Origin of the sequence: Collinsella aerofaciens, assembly GCF_015555045.1 — a bacterium.
Classification (GTDB): Bacteria; Actinomycetota; Coriobacteriia; order Coriobacteriales; family Coriobacteriaceae; genus Collinsella; species Collinsella aerofaciens_W.
Genome location: NZ_JADNJQ010000001.1, coordinates 18,834 through 37,123, shown reverse-complemented (window position 1 = coordinate 37,123; position 18,290 = coordinate 18,834). Strand labels below are relative to the sequence as shown.

Genomic DNA, 18,290 nt, shown 5'->3' with positions numbered 1-18,290 from the left:
GCGAATGGCAGACGACAAGCACATGACAATCGACCAGGCGGTGGCGCAGGTTCAGCGCTCCGTGGTCGTGCCGAAGGCGCGGTACAACGCGCACGGCAACTACTACTACCGCTCGATGGAGGACATCGTTGCCGCGCTCAAGGAGCCTTGCCGTGACGCGGGCGTGTTCTTCACCCTCAACGACTCCATCGAGCAGGTGGGCGACCGCTTTTACGTGAAGGCCACCTGCCTCGTGAAGTTCGAGGACGGCACGCCCGGCGAGATCGTCATTTGCGCCTACGCCCGCGAGCCGCTCGCCCAGAAAGGCATGAGCGAGACGCAGCTCACCGGCTCGGCGTCGAGCTACGCGCGCAAGTACGCGCTCTGCGGCATGTTCGACATCGACGGCACGAGCGACCCGGACTCCCTGAACGGCGTGGAAAAGCCCGAGAAGGAGCCGCCCGTGCAGGGGCCGTTCGACGCCAAGTGCAAGGCCTGCGGCACCGCCTACCGCTTCAACAGCCGTGAGCAGTACGAGCAGTTCATCCAGAGCCCCGGTTGCTGCGCGACCCCGACGTGGACGGTCTTGTAGGCCATGCAAGACCTGTACGGAGAGCGCGAGCAGCTTTTCGACCAGCTCATGCAGGAGCTTGAGGCCCTTCGCAGGACTGGCCAGCAGTACGCCGAGAACGAGGCCGAGTACCGCAAGGCGCTGCGCATAGCCATCTTGGAGGAGCGTTCCAAGGGCACGCCGGTCACCGTGATAAGCGACCTGTGCCGGGGACGCCCCGACATAGCAGAGAAGAAGCAGCTGCGCGACTGCGCCGAAGCGCTCTACAAGGCCTCAAGCGAGGCGATCATGGCGCTCAAATTACGCATCAAAGTCGTTGACGCCGACATCCAGAGGACATGGACGAGCGGCGGCACCGGAGAAGGAGGTTATTTGTGAGCATCAACCGAGTGAACATCACGGGCAACCTGACCCGCGACCCCGAGCTTCGCAGCACGGCGGGCGGCATGGCCGTCCTCGGTTTCGGCGTGGCGGTGAACGACCGCCGCAAGAACCAGCAGACGGGCCAGTGGGAGGACTACCCGAACTTCGTCGACTGCACGATGTTCGGCAACCGCGCCGAGGCCCTGAGCCGCATCCTGCGCAAGGGCATTAAGGTGGCCATCGAGGGCAAGCTGCGCTACAGCTCGTGGGAGGACAAGAACGGCGGCGGCAGGCACTCGAAAATCGAGATCATCCCCGACGAGGTGGAACTGCTGAGCCAGAACGCCAACACCCAGCAGCCGCAGCAGCACGCGCCGCAGGGCTACCAGCCGCAGGCCTATGCGCCCCAGCAGGCCTACCAGCCGCAGCCCGCCCCGCAGCAAGCGCCCCAGCAGTGGAACGCCCAGCAGGCGTACCAGAACCCGCCCGCAGCCCCGCAGCCGCGCCAGCAGGCACCAGCGCCCGCGCCGCAGGCCTACGCGCCCCAGCAGGCACCGCAGGCCCCGCAGCAAGCGCCTCAGCAGCCCGTGCAGCAGTCGATGGACGTGTACGACGAGGACATCCCCTTTTAGGGGTGACGGCGGCGTGCAAGTCCTGGACTCGCTCATAGACGGGCCGCTGAGGCTTCGCAACCGCAGGGAGGGCGACGAGCTTATCGGCATGATCGTCCGCTACCTGCGCACGGGCGAGGAGCCAGAGCCGCGCACGGACACCCAGGAAGCCGTGCTGACGGCGATACGGCCCGTCATGGAAACCTCCCGCTCGCGCATCGTGGCGGGAGGCAACGGCGGCAAATCATCAAGCAGCGATGCAAGCAAGGCCGAAAGCAAACGGCCAAGCAAAACGGGGAGCAAACCGCAAAGCAAAAGCGGAAGCAAAACGTCAAGCAAATCATCAAGCAGCGATGCAAGCAAGGCCGAAAGCAAACGGCCAAGCGAAGAGGAAGAGGAAGAGGAAGTAGGAAGAGGAATTAAGGAAGAGGGAAAAGCGAGTGCGGCGCGTTTCCGCGCCCCCTCTCCCGAAGAGGTAGCCGAGTACGCAGCCGCCTATGCGGCGTCCAAGGGCATCGACCTCGCCTCGACCGACTTCGACCCAGAGCGGTTCGTCGACTTCTACGCCCAGAAGGGCTGGATGGTCGGCAAATCGCGAATGAAGGATTGGAAGGCCTCCGTGCGCAACTGGGTGCGCACCTCGAAGCCGATACGCGAGACGAAGCAGGAGGTGAGCGAAGGTGACGACTTTTCCCAGTACGACTGAGTGCCCGCATTGCGGGGCTGTGCTCAACGCGCGGTACGCCCAGCTGGGCCTCAAGCGCCTGTTCTGCGGCTACGAGTCGTGCGGCTGCGAAGGGGCCGTCGCCGAGCGCGCTGCCATAGCGGCGCAAGAGCAGGCTGAGGCCGAGAAGGCCGTCGCCGAGAAGCGCAGGCGCTCGCTTGTGCGCTGTGGCGTGCCCGAGCGCTACCTGGGGCTTGACCACCCCATGGCCGACGAGCTTGCGCTTGCCATGGAGGGCGGCCAATGGCTCTACCTGTGGGGCGACGTCGGCACCCGCAAGACGACCTGCGCCGCAGCCGTGGCCATGCGCTTGCACGACCGTGGCAAGTCGCCGCTCATGGTGCCGATGTACCGCGTGCTCGACGAGATTCAGCGCAGCTTCCACGACGGCGGTGATCCCTTGAAGCGCTATGCCGAAGCGGGCTACCTGCTCATCGACGACCTGGGCAAGCGCAGGCCCACGGGCTTCGTGCTCGACAGCCTGTTCCAGCTCATCGACCAGCGCTACTCGGCGATGCGCCCCACGCTGGTCACCACGCAGTACAGGCCCAGCGACCTCGTGCGAAGGCTCGCCGAGCAGGGCGACGCCGACACGGCCAAGGCCATCGTGTCGCGGCTGCGCCACGGGGCAAGGGTGGTCGAGTTCGACGGCCCGGACGGGAGGCTCTCATGATCCTGCAGGCGAGCCAGCTGCGCGGCTGGCCGAAGGAGCGCGCCGAGCTTTACGGCAAGCCCCACCTGGGGGCGCGTTACACGGGCAAGCGGTCGTACGAGCTTCTGCAAGACCGTTGCTGCGTGTGCGGCAGGCGCGCCCAGAGCTGCCACCACGTGGCGCACCGCAGCTGGGGCCTTGAGTTCGAGCTTGTCACCCCGAACGGCACGTGGTCGCTCCGAAGCCCGCTTTTCGCCCTGTGCGGCAGCGGCACGACCGGGTGCCACAACCAGTTCCACGGCGGCGCGGGCCTCAAGGCCGAGTGGCGGTGGCGCTCGAAGGTGTACGAGGAGGCCTGGTGGACGGGCCAGCTCTTGGAGGTCTACGAGCCTCACCACCCGGGGCTGTACGAGTACGGCTACTGGGTGATAACCGACGAACACGGAAACGAAATGATCCGAGAAGGGAAATGACCATGGAAATCAAGACTTGCGAGCAGTACGTGCTCGCGCAGCTGTTCGACCAGCAGGACGAGAACGACATGCTCAACCGCGAGCTGAAGCACCGAGACGAGCGCATCGACGAGCTGGCCGGACAGATGAAGACCATCGAGGCGGTGCACGACTCGCCGATGCAGGAGGCCATCCGCAAGGCCGGGCGCGATGCGCTCATGAGCCACTGCACGGGATACGCGTGCGAGGTGACAGACGGCGAGACGTTCGAGGACTGGTGCCTTGAGAATGTGCGCAAGTACTACCCGCCCGAGGGCATCAGCGTGCATGCGTTCATCAAGGAGTTCGAGCCTGAGCTTCGCGCGAAGTACGACAAGCAGGCTGCCGAGGCGCGCGAATGATACGCATTTACGAGCGCTCCCTTTGCCAGAGCTACGCAAGCGCATACCGGCAGGGTATCGAAATAGCAAGCACCGGCACCGAGGAAGAGGCGCTTTCCATCGTGGAGGCCCTGACCGACGACGACTACCAGTGCTTCGCCCTGCTTGAGAATGGCACGGTGATCGACACGCGGGGCCGCTTCCCCGGCTGCATCGAGGTGGCGCGATGAAGAAGACCATCACGCTGTGCGACATGTGCGGCAACCGCATCACCGACGACCCAAGGCGCAGCAGGAACACCGGCACGTTCTACCGCGAGAGCTGGGACGGCGAGTTCTTCGAGCTGTGCGGCCCGTGCGCCGACAAGGTGCAGAAGTTCATCCATGGAAGGAAGGAAGGAAGACGATGGCGACCGAGATTGAGCCGCTGGTGATACCGTTCGACCCGCTCTGGGTCACAACCAGCAAGCGCGAGTACCGCGATGCCGTGCGCAGGATGGGCGAAGAGCCGGGAGACCCCGAAGGCAAGGACGGCCTCACCACCTGCGTCCCCGGCAAGGGCTGCGTCATCTGGATAAGCCACAAGGTCAAGACGCCAGACCTGTATGCGCTGGCCGCCCACGAGGCCGTGCACGCCGCCTGCGACATGCTGGGCGGCATCGGCGAGGAGGAACCCGGCTCCGAGGAGCTGGCCTACATGGTGCAGACCATCACGGCGGGAATCATCATCGCCTGCGAGGGCCGCAGCGATGGCTAACGCCAAGGTGTTGCGGAAAGCGCAACTGCTGCGCTTGCTGGTCAACGAGCTGTGCGACAACATCGAGGCCCGCGAAGCAAGCGAATCGTGCCTGCATACCTACAGCAGCCTCGGCTACGGCCTGGAAGACGGGCAGGGCAAGACCCAGATACAGAACGACATACGCAGGTGCAGGAGAACGCTCCTCGACCTGTGGAAACTGATCGGGAGGCAGTGAAGATGGCAAGGAACGCCTACGGCGGCTACTGCCGCGAGTGCGGCAGGTGGACGCCTCCGGGCTTCGGGCATTTTGAGCGCCGGGGCCGAAAGTGGTTCGTCCACTGCGTCAAATGCGCGAGCGGGCGCGAGCTGCCGCCCGAGGGAGACCAGGCGGCGCGGGAAATGCAAAAACACATCCAGAACATGAAGCGCGACGGGCGCTACGGAAAGAGAGGATACCGATGAACGACACCGAGAAGAATCAGACGATCGAGGAGACCGCGACCGTGAAGAAGGCCATGATCTCCCAGCCGATGGCCGGCAAGACCGACGAGGAGATCGCCGCCGCGCGCGACCTCGCCGTGGCGAAGCTGCGCCAGATGGGCTACGAGGTCGTGAACACGCTGTTCACCGACGAGTGGTACAGCGACGAGGCCATGAAAGAGCGCGGCGTGGTTCAGGTGCCGCTCTGCTTCCTCGCGAAGTCGCTTGAGAACATGAGCCTGTGCCACGCCGCCTACTTCTGCAAGGGCTGGGAGGATGCACGCGGCTGCAAGATCGAGCACGAAGTCGCCGAGGCCTACGGGCTGGAGGTCATCCATGAGCAATAGCGAGTTGACAGCAGACGATGCGAGGCGCATGGCATCCCGCTCGGGAAACAAGTACGTTGCGGAGTTCGAGGGGCTTATCGAGCGTGCGGCGAAGGACGGCAAGCGCGGCGTGCTCCTTTGCTACACGGACTGCAACGCCGACGAGCATGCTGCCATTTCCGTGTTTGAGCGCAGGGGCTTCTCGATCGTGCGGCGAAGCGAGAACGTCGGCGGCACCATGCAGCACCCCGCCTACTACGCCGAGTGGTGAGCGTCATGGGATTGAAGTACGTCTCGCTATTCAGCGGGATAGAGGCCGCGACCGTCGCGTGGGAACCGCTCGGCTGGGAGCCGCTGTGCTTCGCCGAGTTCGACGAGTTTCCGAGCGCTGTGCTCGCGGAGCGCTACCCGAACGTGCCGAACGTCGGCGACGTCACGAAGGTCAAGTGGAAGAAGTATCGCGGCAAGTGCGATCTGGTCGTAGGCGGCATCCCGTGCCAATCGTTCTCGATCGCTGGTAAACGAGAGGGGTTGCAAGGTGAATCCGGTCTCATGTTTGAGTACATTCGCGCAGTACGCGAGATACGCCCTCGATGGTTTCTTTGGGAAAACGTCCCGGGAGCGCTCTCAAGCGAAGGCGGGGAGGCTTTCCGACAGCTCCTGTCCGAAATGGACAAACTCGGGTACGGCCTAGCGTGGCGCGTACTTGATGCGCAGTTCTTCGGAGTGGCCCAAAGACGGCGCCGTCTCTTTCTTGTCGGACGCCTTGGAGCCTGCCCCCCCATCGGCGTACTTGTTGAGCCAGAGAGCCTGCGCGGGCGTTCTTCGACGGGCACGGAAGAGAGGGCGCGGCTTGCCGCCGAGGCTAGAAGCAGCGCTCGAAGCGCAGGCTTCAAGTACCACCAGGGAAGCGGGGCCGGCGGAATAGGCTACGAGGAAGAGGTATCGCCGACCTGCACCGCCGACTGGCACAACCCGGCCGTTCTGACCGAGCCGATAGCGATGGCCGACCTCAACGCAAACACGGCCATCGACGAGAACATGGTTGGAACCCTCAAAGTCGGCGGCGATGCGCCGACGGTGTGCGTATGAGCGCCTGCACCTTGGTAGTTCGCTGCGGATGCGCTGGCGGCGGCAAAGGCGCGCTTGTGAGCGACGATGTGTCGCTCACCCTCTCCACCGCCAACACGCAAACGCTTTTCGCAGACGAGGGAGAAACCATGATCGTCAGAAGACTCACGCCTTTGGAGTGCGAACGACTCCAAGGCTTCCCAGACAACCACACGAGGATACCGTACAGAGGCAAGCCAGCTGAGGAGTGCCCTGACGGCCCACGCTACAAGGCCATAGGCAACTCGATGGCCGTTCCGGTCATGCGCTGGATCGGCGAGAGGATTGCGATGGCGGACAAGGAAGAACCGAAATGACCGACCAATACGTATTCAACCCCGACATACACGACGAGTGGAAGCCGCCTGCGCACCGCTGCGAGAACTGCGCCCACCACGAGCACGACGTTGTGCCGATCGTTCATTTCGACGTGGACGGCAACGAGGCCGGCAGCACTGCCGGCACGCGCTGCTACTGCAACCACGGCGGCAAGCACTTCGTCACGGGCGACAACAACCACTGCGACTACTGGGAGGAGGCGCGATGAGCTACGACATACGCCTGTGCGACCCCGTGACGCACGAGGCGCTGCAAACCGACGTGCCTCACGACATGCGTGGCGGCACCTACGCCATGGGCGGCACTACCAAGCTTTGGCTGAACGTCACCTACAACTACGGCAAGCACTACTACCGCGTGCTCGGCGAGAAGGGCATCCGCACCATCTACGGCATGACGGGCGCGGAGTCCATCCCTGTGCTCGAAGCGGCAGCGGCCAAGCTGTCCGACGAGGTTTCGGACGACTACTGGGAGGCCACCGAGGGCAACGCCAAGCGCCCGCTGCTTCAGCTGGCGGCGATGGCCCGCATGCGCCCAGACGGCGTTTGGGACGGTGACTGACGATGGCGAGGGTGATCGCGACGCAGGAGGTGCCGGAAAACTGCTCGACATGCCTTTACGGGAAGTTCTACGGCTGCAGCCATGCCGACCGCCAGAAGGATTGGACGTACTACCGCTTTTGGCAAGGCCTGAAGCCCTGCCCGAGCTGGTGGCTTGACCAGAACCGGTTCGAGAGGGCGTGATGAAATGGTTGACTTCGAGCCGCCTAGCGGCTGGAACCTGCCGCCGGGATGCTTCGAGTCCGACCCGCGCGCGCCGTGGAACCAGGAAGAGCCGAAGACCTGCGGGAACTGCTCGCACTGCCTGGAAGGCTGCTGCGATTTCGGGATATGCGGGCTTGAGTTCGAGGATGCGTTCGACGAGGCCGACCACGAGGTGAAGACCACGCCGTGGAAGGCTGCGCTCTGGGCGCGTGATTGGATCGTTGAGCACTACAAGGATGAGCAGGAGGACGTGTGCGACCGATGGGATGGCTAGCGACCGCCGCCATGGCTTTGCTGCTGGGAGTCCTGGCCATTGAGGCCTGGGCGATACGGATGCTGGCGGCGGGGCTGGTGCTGCTGTCCCTGCTCGCCTGCGGTTAGGGGGGGCGCGTTGCGAAACGTGAACTGGGGCTGCCTGGCGTTCCTCGCCGTGGCCCTGATTATCGATGCTTTTGCCGTGTGGGCGGCTTCATCGCTCGCGCGCTGGATGATTGGAGTTTGATATGCAAGATTGCGTGATTATGGGCAGCGTCGCCACGTTCGACGGCGTTGCGCCCGACAAGGCCCAAGCCCTGAAGGTGCTTGAGGAGGCTTCCGAGGCGTACAACGCCTGGCAGGCGTGGTACGAGTGCCGCGACGCCGAGGCCAAGGACTGGTGCGGCCAGTCCCTCATGGAGGAGTGCGCCGGCGTCGTGCAGGCTGTCGCAAACCTTGTGAAGGCCTGCGGCTGCGACGACATGCGCCTGCACCTCATGGACTGCGAGGACAGGAACCGCAAGCGCGGGCGCATCACCGGCTCGAAGCCCTATCCTGGTGCCTGCGGGCGCGAGGGCTGTAAGCGCTTCGTGTTCGTGCCAATTCCTCGCCCCTATGGGGTGCTGGGCAAGCTCAAGGCCAAGATCGGGGGCTTGAAGTGAACCGCGCGCAGAAGGTCATAGCCGCCGTGGTGTATGCCGGTAGCCTCGTGGCTGTGTCGCTCGCAATGATCGGGGTTTGCTCCCTGCTGGCTCGCTGGGTTGCCAGTATATGGGGGCTTGTGTAGCCCCTGAAGGCATGAAGAAGCCCCCTAGAATCGAATCTAGGGGGCTTTCTGCTGCCTGCTGCTATCTGCTCTGCCCTGTGGCCTTCTCGGCTGCTATGGCCTTCTCTAGGTCTCGTTTGGCCTCGCTGATGATCTGCAAAAGCTCGTGCCACTGCTTCGGCTCTCGGTCTTTCATGGTTTGCCTTTCTAGTTGTATGTGTCGCAGATGCTCGGGGTGCCGTCCCATAGGGTGAGCCGGTACCCGCATAATACGAGTTCGGGGCTGTTCTTCGCCCTGCTGTAGTCCCTGACCTTGAGGCACTTCCCGTTGTCGCTCGCCTCGCGGCCCATGATCGGGTCATAGGTGAAGCGGTTCGGCAAGGGCATGTACTTGCGCTCCCACCCGTAGGCGTCGGCCAAACCCTCGAAGGTGCTTTCTATGGGCCTGATCGTGGCTGTTTTCGCTGTGGCCTTGATGGCCTGGTAGAAACTGCCCTCGCATTCGAAAATGTCGCCTGCTTTTACCTGCATGGTGTGCCCCTTCCTAAAGATCGGGGCAAGGCCTGAAGCCCTGCCCCTATGTCGTTCTGCTATGCCGGGAGGAGGTTGCCCCTCGGGGCCTCCACGCGCCGGCTGCGCACCGCGTCGCGCCCCTGCTGCATGCCTCGGCTTATGCTGTCGTTGTTGGATGCCTTGAGGCCTCGCCTATGGGATCGCCCAAGCCCCAGGCCCTCGAAGTAGTCCTCAACCTCCTTGGGGCAAACGATCATCAGCTCGAAGCACTGCTTCTCAAGCTCGGCGCGCACCCCGGCGATGAAGCCGATAACGAAGTTCGAGTAGGCGTCGGGGTCGGTGTACGCGAAGTCCTGATACTCGTTTGCCAGCCTGTGGCAGGTTTCGAGCAGGTTCGCGTAGACGATCTCCGCCGCCTCGCTGTCGGCCTTGTAGCCGACGAACACGAACTCGTACTTGCGGGCCGTCACCCTGCGCTGGTACACCTTGCACCTGAAGTTGTCGGCGATGGTCTGCGCCAGGCTCGGCGCCCACGCCTTTGCCGTCCACCCGGTGGTGGTCTCGGTCACCCGCTTCACCTCGTCGGCAAGCTCCCATTCCTCCACGTCGTTGTCCGCGATGAGCTTCTGGGCCTTGAGGGCGAACTTGATGGCCTCGGCCTCGTTGCAGCCGTTCTCCACGCTGTGCTCGCGAAGCTTCTTGATCTTCTCGATGATCTTTTCTCGTTCCATGGTCGAACCCTCCTTAATGGGAGGGGCTAGGCCCCTCCCGGTAGTGATCTGTTACTTTTCCCAGAGGTAGCCGAACGCCTCGGCTATCCTGGGAACCTCGGTAACCTTCTTGGGTGTGAAATTGGTCTCGCGCTCGAAGTAGTTCAGGCCGTATTTGCGGTTGATCTCCTCAAGCTCTGCCAGGTTGAAGTAGCCCATCTCGGGGACTGCCCCGAAGACGAACCCGAACATGTCGCCGGTCTCCTCGTCGTACTCGGTGGCGTAGAAGTCCCAGCCGTTGAAGCAGCTGAACCAGTGGCCGTAAACCACGGTCTCGGCCTTCTTGCCGTCTTGCGAGTAGAGCGGCGGGAGCTTCTTCTGAAGCTCTTTCGTGAGTAGCTTCTGCATGGTATGATCTCCTGTGTGTTGTTGTGGGAGGCCCCTTCTCGGGGCCTCCTGCTTGCTTTAGGCTGCTTGCTCTGCTGGTCTGATGGGGTTCGTTTCGCCGATGTTCCAATCAATGGCCTTGGCGTTCTGCCACTTGCCCTGATCGTCCATGTAGTAAAAGCCATGCTTGCCGAAGTACTTTCGAACCTTCAAGGCCCCGGACTCGATGCCATCGGCTATGACCTGCTTTCGAAGGTCTTTCACCATGTAAATAATGGCTTCTTCGTCGCTGTTGGCCTTGAATGCCTCGGTTACCTGTGCAAGGTAGTTATCGCAAGCCCTCATGATCTCCACTTGCTCGTAATCGGCTCGGGGGATCTCGTTAATTGGCCTGTGCTTCGTGGCCTCTACTGTGTACCTGCCAAGCTCGGGGTATGCCATGTACTCGTTTACAAGCTTCAAGGCTGTTGCAAGCTCTAGGCCATCCTTTCGGCCCTGGGGGCCTTTCCTGAAGTAGCCTCGTGCTCGCATGCCCTCGACTATGGCTAGGATCGTGTGGTTGCTCACCAGCTGACCACTTACCACCAGATCTAAACTCTGCTGCTCTGCCATCTCTGTAGCCTCCTTATTCGGTTCTAAAGCTGCTTGCTAGCTCTGTGGGCTTTGTGGCCCTCATTGCTGACAACTGAATTGTTGCACAATAATTAGTGTGCTATAGGCACAATGCACAATAGATATTGTTCTACACAATACCTGCACAATTGCTATTGTTGTATCCCTATTGCTATTGCTGTATCATCAGGGGATCAGATCAAGGCATGAAGGGAGGTTGCATGACACCGACTGAGGCGCTTAAAGAAATGCTCGACCGTTCCGGCATGAGCATGTACGCGCTTTCAAAGGCCATGGGCAAGAGCAGGAACTACGTTCAGAATACGATCAAACAAGGTTCCGACCTAGGCGCGGGAAACCTCGCGCTCATGGCTTCTCACATGGGCTTTAAGCTGACGTTGAACGGAATGGGCGAACCCATCGAGATAACGGAGAGGAGCGAAGATGCCGACGATAATCAAGGGCCAGCCGACTAGCGCCGAGATTCGCAAGCGGCTCAAGGCGGAAGGACGCCCCGTGGTGCTTTCCTGCTCGCTGGGCAAGGACTCGCTGGCCGCCTGGGTGGCGCTTGAGGACGAGGGTATAGAGGTCGTGCCGATCTACTACTGGTCTATCCCGGGCCTTCCGATGGTCGAGCAGAACGTGCGAACCATCGAGAAGGTGTTCGGCGTGAAGATACACCAGTACCCGCACCCCAGATGGTCGAGGACGCTCAACAACTGCGTGTTCCAAAGCCCGGCGCACTGCGACGTGATCGAGGCCGCGAACATGCCGGTCTACAGCTACGACGACATGCGCCCCTACATCCTCGAAGACCTCGGCCTGCCCGATGACACGTGGTTCTGCGACGGCGTGCGCGCCTGCGACAACCCGTACCGTCGAGCCAGCCTCACCAAGCACGGCCTCATGAAGCAGACCACGCACAAGGCCTCGGTGGTTGCGGACTGGACGAAGGCAGAGGTCATGGATGCGATCGCCCGCAGGGGCATCGGCCTGCCTCCGGACTACGAGCTGTTCGGGCGCAGCTTCGACGGCCTGGACATGCGCTTCATGAAGCCCCTGCGCGAGAAGCGCCCCGACGATTTCGCCGTGGTCAAGAAGTGGTACCCGTTCATCGAGGCAGACGAGAAGAGGTGGGAGCACTATGGGCTTTAAGTTTGAGAAGCCGCAGAAGGCGCGTAAAGAGGCTAAGGCGGCCGAGGAAGCGCAGCTGACCGACCACCAGAAAAGCTACCGAGACCGCGAGAAGCGCGAGGAGAAGCGCTTTCAGATGGCCGTCGATTCCGGCTTCTGGATCTGCTTCTGCTTCCATGACGCCGAGGAGCGCGGGCGCTTCGCCGATCTGGTCAAGGCCGATGCCGAGGGCTGGACGTTCGGCGACGTAATCCGCCCCGTGTTCGAGGAGCGCATAGGCCTTCAGAACAAGCGGCAGTTCAAGCCGAAGGAGCAGAAGGGCACGCCGATGCCGAACCCGCTCGATTCGGTCGAGACCACCGACAGCCTCGAAGGCGACAGCTTCGCCGAGGCCGATGCCATACTCAAGGCGTTCGAGTCGCTTGAGGTTAAGCCCTACTACGACAACGTTTGGAGCAGCGCCTACTACGTCGTGTGCGTGTTCCGCGACTCCGACGACCTCGAAAGCTTCATCAGGGAGTATGCCCTGGCGAAGTACGGCGACCTGTACATGGACGGGTCGAAGATCCTTGAGGCCCTTGAGGCCTAAGGCCAATCTCACGCGCATAGGAAAATCAAGGCGTCCTTCGGGACGCCTTTTTTGTTCCCGAAAACGAGAGGAGGCAGGCATGTTCGGTCGTATTCGCCGCGCAGCGGGAAACATCGCCAACCGAGTGCGCTCCGCGTTCAATCGCGGTCGCGGCAGCTCTTCCGGCCGCTCCTCCTACTAAGGGTGAACCCAGGGCCAGCGCGATCATAAGGCGCTGGCCCTTTCCATCGTCAAAGCAAAACAGAGAGGAGTGAACGCATGGCAGCCAAGCGAGAGAAGCCCACACTTCCCACCGACACAGACTGGCCCGCCGAGACCGTCACATGGTTCAACGCGTGGCGCGACGACCGTTGCAGCGACCGCTGGGACGAGCGCCAGTGGCAGTACGTCATGGACACCGCCATCGTCCACGCCCTCGTGTACGGCTCCAACGACTTCGGCGCGCTCGCCGAGCTTGACAAGCGCCTGCGCTTCATGGGCCTCACGTTCGAGGACTAGCCATGAACGACCAGAACCTCATCAAGCCGAAGCGTGACCAGACGCCCGAGCAGCGCCGGGCCGCCGCCTCGAAGGCCGGCAAGGCCGCCGCCAAGAAGCGCCGCGAGAAGAAGCAGCTGCAGGAGATCGCCAAGACCGTGCTGCACATGCCGTTCGAGGGCACCGACGCCGAGCTGGACGAGCTGGAGGGGATGTCCTTCGAGGACTACCCCGACCGCAAGCTCACGGTTTCCGAGATAAGCGTGCTCAAGGTCGCCAGGAAGGCCATGAAGGGCGACATAGCCGCGCTTCAGTTCCTTCGCGACACCGCAGGCGAGAAGCCCGTCGAGAAGGTCGAGGTGGCAGCGGACGTGTCGCACGCGGCCGAGGAGATCGGCAAGCTGATAGAGGCGAAGCGCCATGCCGACAAGGGCTGACCTCATCGACCTGGTGTACGACTGCCCCGCCGACATCGCCGTGAAGCTCGGATACGACAAGCTCACCGACCTGCACAACAAGTGGATCAAGGACATGGTGTTCGGCACCGAGGACGAGACGATCCAGGCGCACCGAGGCTCCTTCAAGACCACGTGCCTGCACATCTCGTTCGCCTTCATCCTCGTGCTGTTCCCCGGCGAGCGCGTCATATTCCTGCGCAAGACCGACGACGACGTGGCGGAGGTCATGACGGCCACGGCCAACGTGCTTCAATCCGAGTGGTTCCAGGCTCTCGGGCGCATGCTCTACGGCACCGACCTCGTGATAACCAAGGCCACGCAGTCGTCGGTGTCGACGAACCTCAAGCAGGGTGTGTCGGGCGCTCCCCAGCTGTTGGGGCTTGGATGCGGCGGCTCGCTCACGGGCAAGCACGCCGACAAGGTGTTCACCGACGACATCGTGAACGTCAAGGACAGGGTGTCTGCAGCCGAGCGCGAGCGCATCAAGCTGCTGTACATGGAGCTGCAGAACATCCGCAACCGTGGCGGGCGCATCTTCAACACGGGCACGCCATGGCACAAGGACGACGCCTTCCAGCTGATGCCCAACATCCGCCGGTGGAGCTGCTTCGAGACGGGCCTCATGAGCCGCGAAGACATAGAGCGCGTGAGGGCCAGCATGTCTCCGTCCCTGTTCGCTGCCAACTACGAGCTGAAGCACATCGCCGACGAGGACGCCATGTTCACCAACGCACAGTTCTTCAAAGAGCCGCAGCTTTTGGCGGACGGCATAGGCCACATAGACGCGAGCTACGGCGGCGCCGACTACACGGCCTTCACCTGCGTCAGGGAGAGGAGCGGCATCTGGTACGCGCACATCCGCATGTGGCATAGGCACGTGGACGACTGCCTCGACGAGATCCTGAAGGAGTGCAAGGCCCTGCGCATCGGCACTGTCTTCTGCGAGTCGAACGCCGACAAGGGCTATCTGCGCAAGTCCATCATCCGCAGGGGGCACCCGTGCTGCTCCTACCAGGAGGCGGAGAACAAGTACATCAAGATAAGCACGCACCTGCGCAGCCAGTGGGCCAACGTGAGGTTCCTCGACTGCGACCAGTACCCGCTCGACGCGGACGCATTGAACCAGGTGCTCGACTACAGCGAGAACGCAGCGCACGACGACATGCCGGATTCGCTAGCAAGCGCGATAAGGCAGTGGCAGAGCAAGCCGGGCGTGAAGTTCTTCAAGGGAGGCATATAAGTGGCGCACGAGTTCCATTCCTTCTACTACGACCAGATGCAGCGCGAGCCCGAGACCGAGGACTTCCGCGTGCCCGCCGGCACCGAGATGACGCCCGAGCTGCTTCAGAGGCTCATCGACGAGTTCGAGCAGGCCCACAAGCCGCGCTACGAGTACCTGGACGCGGCCTACAGGGGCCATTACGCCATCTTCGACCGCGCCTGGCGCAGGAAGCCCGACTACAAGCCCGACAACCGCATGGCGGCGGACTTCGCATACACCATCACGCAGACCTTCGAGGGCTACTTCATCGGCGTGCCCATGACGCTTTCCGTGCGAAACGCCGAGGGGATGCCCGATTCGCGGAAAAGCGCCGTGGAGGCGTTCATCGCCGAGTTCACGGCGAGAAACCTTCAGGAGGACGTGGACGCAGAGCTTTCGAAGATGGCCTCAAAGTTCGGCCACGCCTACGAGATGCTTTACCAAGACGAGGACGGCATGCCGCGTTCCATCGCGGTCGCGCCGCTGACCGCCTTCATGGTGTACGACGACTCCGTGCTGAAGCGCCCGCTGTTCTTCGTGCGCTGGTTCTACGGCGACGACGGGGCCATCAAGGGCAGTTGGTCGGATGCCGCGCAGGTGGTCGATTTCGCCCGCACCAACGAGGGCTTCGCCTTCGGGGAGCCTAGCGCGCATGCGTTCGGGAGCGTGCCGGCAGTCGATTTCCGCCAGAACACCGAGGGGCGCGGCCTGTACGAGGGCGTGCTTTCCCTCATCGAGCAGTACAACGCCGTGCTTTCCGAGAAGGCCAACGACGTCGAGTACTTCAGCGATTGCTACATGGTGGTCAAGGGCAAGGAGCTTGACGAGTCCGAGATAGAGAATATCCGCGAGAACAAGATCATCAACCTGTTCGGCGAATCGACCGAGGGCCTCGATGTGATGTTCCTCGTGAAGCCGAACGCCGACGGCGTGCAGGAAAACCTCATCAACCGCCTGGAAACGCTCATCTACAAGACCGCCATGGTGCCCGACATCACCGACGACAACTTCGCCACGGCCTCCGGCATAGCGCTCAAGATGCGCATGATGCCCATGAGCAACCTAGCGCGAAACAAGGAGCTGAAGTTCAGGCGCGGCGTGCAGGAGCGCATGCGCCTTCTGGCCGCCTACCCCAACGCCGATTTCGCGGGCGACGACTGGCAGGCCGTGGAAGTGACCATGCACCGCAACATGCCCGACGACCTGCAATCCGAGGCAAGCGTGGCCGGGCAGCTCTCTGGCATCGTGTCCGAGGAGACCCAGCTTTCCGTGCTGTCGTGCGTGAGCGACCCCAAGGCCGAGATGCAGCGCAAGCGCGACGAGCAGGAAGAGAAGGCCGACGCCATAAGCGGCGGCATGCCCACCAATAGGACGGCCCAGGCCGATGACACCGAAGAGGAAGGAACCAACGATGAAGGTAGCGATCTATAGCCGAGGCAAGCGCCTTGCCATCCGCGAGCAGCCGAGCGCAGAGGCGCCAATTATCGGAACGATGGACAGCGGTTGCGCCGCGCACGTCGAGGATGCCGCACCCGGCTGGCTTGAGCTGACCATGGGCGGCTACATCCGCGAAGACCTCGTGACGGTCGGCTCCCTGGTGGATACGACAACGTACGCGATCAAGGAGCAGCCGAGCGGTGCGCCGCAGCCCGAGGCGGAACAGCAGCAGGAAGCGCCTGCGCAAGAGGCCGAACCCGAGCCTGCCGAAGAGCAGCCCGAGGCGGACGACAACGCCGGCCTGATGGCCATGAAGATCAACGAGCTGCGCGAGCTTGCCAAGGGAAGCGGCGTGGCCCTTCCGAAGAACGCCACCAAGGCGCAGATCATCGAGCTTCTTATGGGCAGCGATGAGTAAGCCTAGCGACGAGTACTGGCGCGAGCGCCGAGACGAGTTCCTTGCGCAGCTTGAGAAGGACGAGGCCGCCTTGCGCAAGCGCCTTGAGAAGGTGTACGCCAGCGAGGCGGCCAAGCTCGACCGCCTCATAGCCGCCTACTACGCCCAGTACGGCGAGGACAAGGTGATCGAGTACCGCCGCCTGCTGCAATCCATCAGCGCGGAAGACCGCACCCTGCTCATGGAGCGCATGGACGACTTTGCCAAGAAGTACCCGCAGTACGCCGACCTCATGCCCGTCCGCGAGTCCATCTACCGGCTGAACGAGCTTGAGGCCATCCAGCTTCAGATACGCATCCAGCAGTACGAGATAGGGGCCATCGAGCAGGCAGAGCTTCAGCGCCACTTCTCCGAGCAGGCGCGCCGCGCGGCCAACATGGCCGCCGAGGAGCTGGGCTTCGGCAAGGACTTCTACCGCTACGACTCCGAGGTGGTCAAGGCCACCGTGGGGGCGGCATGGGCCGCCGGTGAAGACTTCTCGGCGCGCATCTGGGCAAACCGCGAGAAGCTGGCGAGCTATCTCAACGACGACTTCTCGAAGCTCATAGCGCGCGGCGTCTCCTATGACGAGATCTCGCGCGAGCTTCGGGCGAGGCTGAACCACAGCGGCACCCGAACGGCCATGCGCCTCGTGTACACCGAGGGCACGTACCTCTTCAACGAGGCTCAGGCCCGCGTTCACGAGTCCGAGTTCGAAAGCTACGCCATAAGCTGCATACACGACGGCAAGGCCTGCGAGGTGTGCCGCGAGCTTGAGGCCTACCAGAAGCAGCATCCGGCCAAGTTGTCCGAGCGCATGCCGGGAACGAACTTCCCGCCCATGCACCCGTGGTGCCGCTGCTCCTACACCCTTGAGGTGGCCGACTGGGACAAGTGGATAGACGAGTACGTGCAGAAGCGCGGCGGCGATTCGGGCACCCAAGCCACGCGCTTGCGCTCCGACGCCATGGTGCGCGAGCCTGAAACCACGTCGTTCCTGCAATCGCTTCAGCGCGTAGGCTCGACGCTCGCGGGGCTTGATTTCAGGCTCAAGGGCCAGCAGCCGCTCGCGCGCAAGATTCGCACCGACTCGCACGACAAGACCATGAGCGAGCAGGAAGCGGCCGACTCCATCCACGACGTGCTGCGGTACACCTTCCAGCTTCAAACGGCCAGCTTCGCCGACGAGTTCGCCCGCATCCGCGCCGAGCTTGAGAAGGCTGGCTATACTCTGGTCAAGGTCAAGAACACGCTGCAGAGCACGGGCGTGACCTATCGTGGCGTCAACTGCCAGTTCGAGACGCCCGACGGCTTCAAGTTCGAGCTTCAGTTCCACACGCCCGAGTCGCTTGCCCTGAAGGAGAACGAGCTTCACAAGCTCTACGAGGAGCAGCGGCTTCCCGAGACCGACCCGAAACGGCGTGCCGAGCTTGTGCGCCGCATGATAGAGCTGTCCGACGGGCTTTCAACCCCGCCCAACATCGAGGAGGTGCGCAAATGATTTACTACACCGACGATTCCGTGAAGCGCGTGTCTCGCATCGACCTTGAGGCAGGAACCGCAGAGACCTACAACTTCACGCTCGGGAGATGGCGCGACGACAACGACCTGTGGGCCGTGCTGGTAGGCGAGCTTTGGCTTGACGAGATAAGCCAAGAGCAGGCCGAGGCTATCATCCGCAAGCGCAACAAGGAACTCCACCGCTAAAACCGAACACCCTTCTCACCTCCACGGTAGAACGAAGCCCCCGACATGGGGGCTTTTCT

The 18,290-nt window shown here is 62.7% G+C and carries 34 protein-coding genes; 30 read left to right on the top strand and 4 right to left on the bottom strand.

From position 1 onward, the window contains the following. Nucleotides 1-4: 4 nt before the first annotated feature. The 20 genes from I2E45_RS00300 (at nucleotide 5) to I2E45_RS00205 (ending at nucleotide 8,406) form a co-directional block, all read left to right on the top strand. On the top strand, nucleotides 5-571 hold the full coding sequence (locus tag I2E45_RS00300; RefSeq protein WP_195443519.1) for an ERF family protein: 567 nt from the start codon (nucleotides 5-7) through the stop codon (nucleotides 569-571). 3 nt (nucleotides 572-574) lie between these two features. Beyond that, nucleotides 575-928, top strand: a complete 354-nt coding sequence (locus I2E45_RS00295; protein ID WP_138378169.1) for a hypothetical protein — start codon at nucleotides 575-577, stop codon at nucleotides 926-928. Beyond that, a complete protein-coding gene (locus I2E45_RS00290; protein WP_195443517.1) occupies nucleotides 925-1,545 on the top strand; it encodes a single-stranded DNA-binding protein in 621 nt (206 codons plus the stop codon). Before I2E45_RS00295 ends, I2E45_RS00290 begins: the two co-directional genes overlap by 4 nt. An 88-nt stretch (nucleotides 1,546-1,633) precedes the next feature. Beyond that, nucleotides 1,634-2,230: a hypothetical protein gene (locus I2E45_RS00285; protein WP_195443876.1), complete on the top strand. Its 597-nt coding sequence runs from the start codon at nucleotides 1,634-1,636 to the stop codon at nucleotides 2,228-2,230. Then, entirely contained in the window at nucleotides 2,205-2,921 is a 717-nt protein-coding gene (locus I2E45_RS10530; protein ID WP_195443516.1) for an ATP-binding protein, read from the top strand. The genes I2E45_RS00285 and I2E45_RS10530 overlap by 26 nt, the downstream gene beginning before the upstream one ends. After that, complete coding sequence (locus I2E45_RS00275) at nucleotides 2,918-3,373, top strand: hypothetical protein (RefSeq protein WP_195443515.1); 456 nt, start codon at nucleotides 2,918-2,920, stop codon at nucleotides 3,371-3,373. Before I2E45_RS10530 ends, I2E45_RS00275 begins: the two co-directional genes overlap by 4 nt. A gap of 2 nt (nucleotides 3,374-3,375) precedes the next feature. Next, nucleotides 3,376-3,753 carry a hypothetical protein gene (locus I2E45_RS00270; protein ID WP_195443514.1) on the top strand — a complete coding sequence of 126 codons (378 nt, stop codon included), beginning with the start codon at nucleotides 3,376-3,378 and terminating at the stop codon, nucleotides 3,751-3,753. Beyond that, nucleotides 3,750-3,962, top strand: a complete 213-nt coding sequence (locus tag I2E45_RS00265) for a hypothetical protein (RefSeq protein ID WP_195443512.1) — start codon at nucleotides 3,750-3,752, stop codon at nucleotides 3,960-3,962. The genes I2E45_RS00270 and I2E45_RS00265 overlap by 4 nt, the downstream gene beginning before the upstream one ends. Further along, nucleotides 3,959-4,165 (top strand): hypothetical protein, encoded by a 207-nt coding sequence (locus tag I2E45_RS00260; RefSeq protein ID WP_195443510.1) that lies wholly within the window; start codon nucleotides 3,959-3,961, stop codon nucleotides 4,163-4,165. The genes I2E45_RS00265 and I2E45_RS00260 overlap by 4 nt, the downstream gene beginning before the upstream one ends. After that, entirely contained in the window at nucleotides 4,138-4,488 is a 351-nt protein-coding gene (locus I2E45_RS00255; RefSeq protein ID WP_195443508.1) for a hypothetical protein, read from the top strand. Before I2E45_RS00260 ends, I2E45_RS00255 begins: the two co-directional genes overlap by 28 nt. Further along, on the top strand, nucleotides 4,481-4,705 hold the full coding sequence (locus I2E45_RS00250; protein WP_195443507.1) for a hypothetical protein: 225 nt from the start codon (nucleotides 4,481-4,483) through the stop codon (nucleotides 4,703-4,705). The genes I2E45_RS00255 and I2E45_RS00250 overlap by 8 nt, the downstream gene beginning before the upstream one ends. 2 nt (nucleotides 4,706-4,707) lie before the next feature. After that, complete coding sequence (locus I2E45_RS00245; protein ID WP_195443506.1) at nucleotides 4,708-4,932, top strand: hypothetical protein; 225 nt, start codon at nucleotides 4,708-4,710, stop codon at nucleotides 4,930-4,932. After that, on the top strand, nucleotides 4,929-5,297 hold the full coding sequence (locus I2E45_RS00240) for a DUF4406 domain-containing protein (protein WP_229058742.1): 369 nt from the start codon (nucleotides 4,929-4,931) through the stop codon (nucleotides 5,295-5,297). The genes I2E45_RS00245 and I2E45_RS00240 overlap by 4 nt, the downstream gene beginning before the upstream one ends. Then, the gene (locus I2E45_RS00235; RefSeq protein WP_195443504.1) at nucleotides 5,287-5,547 is read left to right on the top strand and encodes a hypothetical protein; all 261 of its coding nucleotides are present in this window, start codon (nucleotides 5,287-5,289) and stop codon (nucleotides 5,545-5,547) included. The genes I2E45_RS00240 and I2E45_RS00235 overlap by 11 nt, the downstream gene beginning before the upstream one ends. A gap of 5 nt (nucleotides 5,548-5,552) precedes the next feature. Further along, the gene (locus I2E45_RS10325) at nucleotides 5,553-6,368 is read left to right on the top strand and encodes a DNA cytosine methyltransferase (RefSeq protein WP_229058741.1); all 816 of its coding nucleotides are present in this window, start codon (nucleotides 5,553-5,555) and stop codon (nucleotides 6,366-6,368) included. A gap of 56 nt (nucleotides 6,369-6,424) precedes the next feature. After that, on the top strand, nucleotides 6,425-6,703 hold the full coding sequence (locus I2E45_RS10465; protein WP_271741934.1) for a DNA cytosine methyltransferase: 279 nt from the start codon (nucleotides 6,425-6,427) through the stop codon (nucleotides 6,701-6,703). Next, entirely contained in the window at nucleotides 6,700-6,933 is a 234-nt protein-coding gene (locus I2E45_RS00220; RefSeq protein WP_195443503.1) for a hypothetical protein, read from the top strand. The genes I2E45_RS10465 and I2E45_RS00220 overlap by 4 nt, the downstream gene beginning before the upstream one ends. Next, entirely contained in the window at nucleotides 6,930-7,286 is a 357-nt protein-coding gene (locus I2E45_RS00215) for a hypothetical protein (RefSeq protein WP_195443501.1), read from the top strand. The genes I2E45_RS00220 and I2E45_RS00215 overlap by 4 nt, the downstream gene beginning before the upstream one ends. A gap of 186 nt (nucleotides 7,287-7,472) precedes the next feature. After that, complete coding sequence (locus I2E45_RS00210) at nucleotides 7,473-7,763, top strand: hypothetical protein (protein ID WP_138378155.1); 291 nt, start codon at nucleotides 7,473-7,475, stop codon at nucleotides 7,761-7,763. Nucleotides 7,764-7,992: 229 nt separating this feature from the next. Beyond that, nucleotides 7,993-8,406, top strand: a complete 414-nt coding sequence (locus I2E45_RS00205; RefSeq protein WP_195443499.1) for a hypothetical protein — start codon at nucleotides 7,993-7,995, stop codon at nucleotides 8,404-8,406. Nucleotides 8,407-8,717: 311 nt separating this feature from the next. Here I2E45_RS00205 and I2E45_RS00200 read toward each other — a convergent pair whose 3' ends face one another. The 4 genes from I2E45_RS00200 to I2E45_RS00185 are packed head-to-tail and all read right to left on the bottom strand — an operon-like array spanning nucleotide 8,718 to nucleotide 10,732. Beyond that, nucleotides 8,718-9,041 (bottom strand): hypothetical protein, encoded by a 324-nt coding sequence (locus I2E45_RS00200; protein ID WP_195443497.1) that lies wholly within the window; start codon nucleotides 9,039-9,041, stop codon nucleotides 8,718-8,720. Between the two features lie 59 nt (nucleotides 9,042-9,100). Continuing rightward, the gene (locus tag I2E45_RS00195; RefSeq protein WP_195443495.1) at nucleotides 9,101-9,754 is read right to left on the bottom strand and encodes a DUF2786 domain-containing protein; all 654 of its coding nucleotides are present in this window, start codon (nucleotides 9,752-9,754) and stop codon (nucleotides 9,101-9,103) included. Nucleotides 9,755-9,805: 51 nt separating this feature from the next. Further along, on the bottom strand, nucleotides 9,806-10,141 hold the full coding sequence (locus tag I2E45_RS00190; protein ID WP_178414306.1) for a DUF2958 domain-containing protein: 336 nt from the start codon (nucleotides 10,139-10,141) through the stop codon (nucleotides 9,806-9,808). A gap of 57 nt (nucleotides 10,142-10,198) precedes the next feature. Beyond that, nucleotides 10,199-10,732 (bottom strand): hypothetical protein, encoded by a 534-nt coding sequence (locus tag I2E45_RS00185; RefSeq protein ID WP_195443493.1) that lies wholly within the window; start codon nucleotides 10,730-10,732, stop codon nucleotides 10,199-10,201. Between the two features lie 221 nt (nucleotides 10,733-10,953). Between I2E45_RS00185 and I2E45_RS00180 the strand changes: the two genes are divergently transcribed. From I2E45_RS00180 to I2E45_RS00135, 10 genes are all read left to right on the top strand, one after another. Then, on the top strand, nucleotides 10,954-11,208 hold the full coding sequence (locus I2E45_RS00180) for a helix-turn-helix domain-containing protein (RefSeq protein ID WP_195443491.1): 255 nt from the start codon (nucleotides 10,954-10,956) through the stop codon (nucleotides 11,206-11,208). Then, nucleotides 11,177-11,887, top strand: coding sequence for an adenine nucleotide alpha hydrolase family protein (locus tag I2E45_RS00175; protein WP_195443488.1), 711 nt, complete (start codon nucleotides 11,177-11,179; stop codon nucleotides 11,885-11,887). Before I2E45_RS00180 ends, I2E45_RS00175 begins: the two co-directional genes overlap by 32 nt. Further along, a complete protein-coding gene (locus I2E45_RS00170) occupies nucleotides 11,877-12,455 on the top strand; it encodes a hypothetical protein (RefSeq protein ID WP_195443484.1) in 579 nt (192 codons plus the stop codon). Before I2E45_RS00175 ends, I2E45_RS00170 begins: the two co-directional genes overlap by 11 nt. A gap of 258 nt (nucleotides 12,456-12,713) precedes the next feature. Then, nucleotides 12,714-12,953 (top strand): hypothetical protein, encoded by a 240-nt coding sequence (locus tag I2E45_RS00165; RefSeq protein WP_138378146.1) that lies wholly within the window; start codon nucleotides 12,714-12,716, stop codon nucleotides 12,951-12,953. Nucleotides 12,954-12,955: 2 nt separating this feature from the next. Further along, a complete protein-coding gene (locus tag I2E45_RS00160) occupies nucleotides 12,956-13,369 on the top strand; it encodes a hypothetical protein (RefSeq protein ID WP_138378145.1) in 414 nt (137 codons plus the stop codon). Beyond that, nucleotides 13,353-14,630 carry a hypothetical protein gene (locus I2E45_RS00155; RefSeq protein WP_195443480.1) on the top strand — a complete coding sequence of 426 codons (1,278 nt, stop codon included), beginning with the start codon at nucleotides 13,353-13,355 and terminating at the stop codon, nucleotides 14,628-14,630. The genes I2E45_RS00160 and I2E45_RS00155 overlap by 17 nt, the downstream gene beginning before the upstream one ends. After that, nucleotides 14,631-16,082, top strand: coding sequence for a phage portal protein (locus I2E45_RS00150; protein ID WP_195443478.1), 1,452 nt, complete (start codon nucleotides 14,631-14,633; stop codon nucleotides 16,080-16,082). Next, nucleotides 16,063-16,506, top strand: coding sequence for an SH3 domain-containing protein (locus tag I2E45_RS00145; RefSeq protein ID WP_195443475.1), 444 nt, complete (start codon nucleotides 16,063-16,065; stop codon nucleotides 16,504-16,506). The genes I2E45_RS00150 and I2E45_RS00145 overlap by 20 nt, the downstream gene beginning before the upstream one ends. Next, nucleotides 16,499-18,025 carry a minor capsid protein gene (locus tag I2E45_RS00140; protein WP_195443473.1) on the top strand — a complete coding sequence of 509 codons (1,527 nt, stop codon included), beginning with the start codon at nucleotides 16,499-16,501 and terminating at the stop codon, nucleotides 18,023-18,025. The genes I2E45_RS00145 and I2E45_RS00140 overlap by 8 nt, the downstream gene beginning before the upstream one ends. Beyond that, nucleotides 18,022-18,231, top strand: coding sequence for a hypothetical protein (locus I2E45_RS00135; RefSeq protein WP_138378140.1), 210 nt, complete (start codon nucleotides 18,022-18,024; stop codon nucleotides 18,229-18,231). Before I2E45_RS00140 ends, I2E45_RS00135 begins: the two co-directional genes overlap by 4 nt. Nucleotides 18,232-18,290 lie beyond the last annotated feature (59 nt).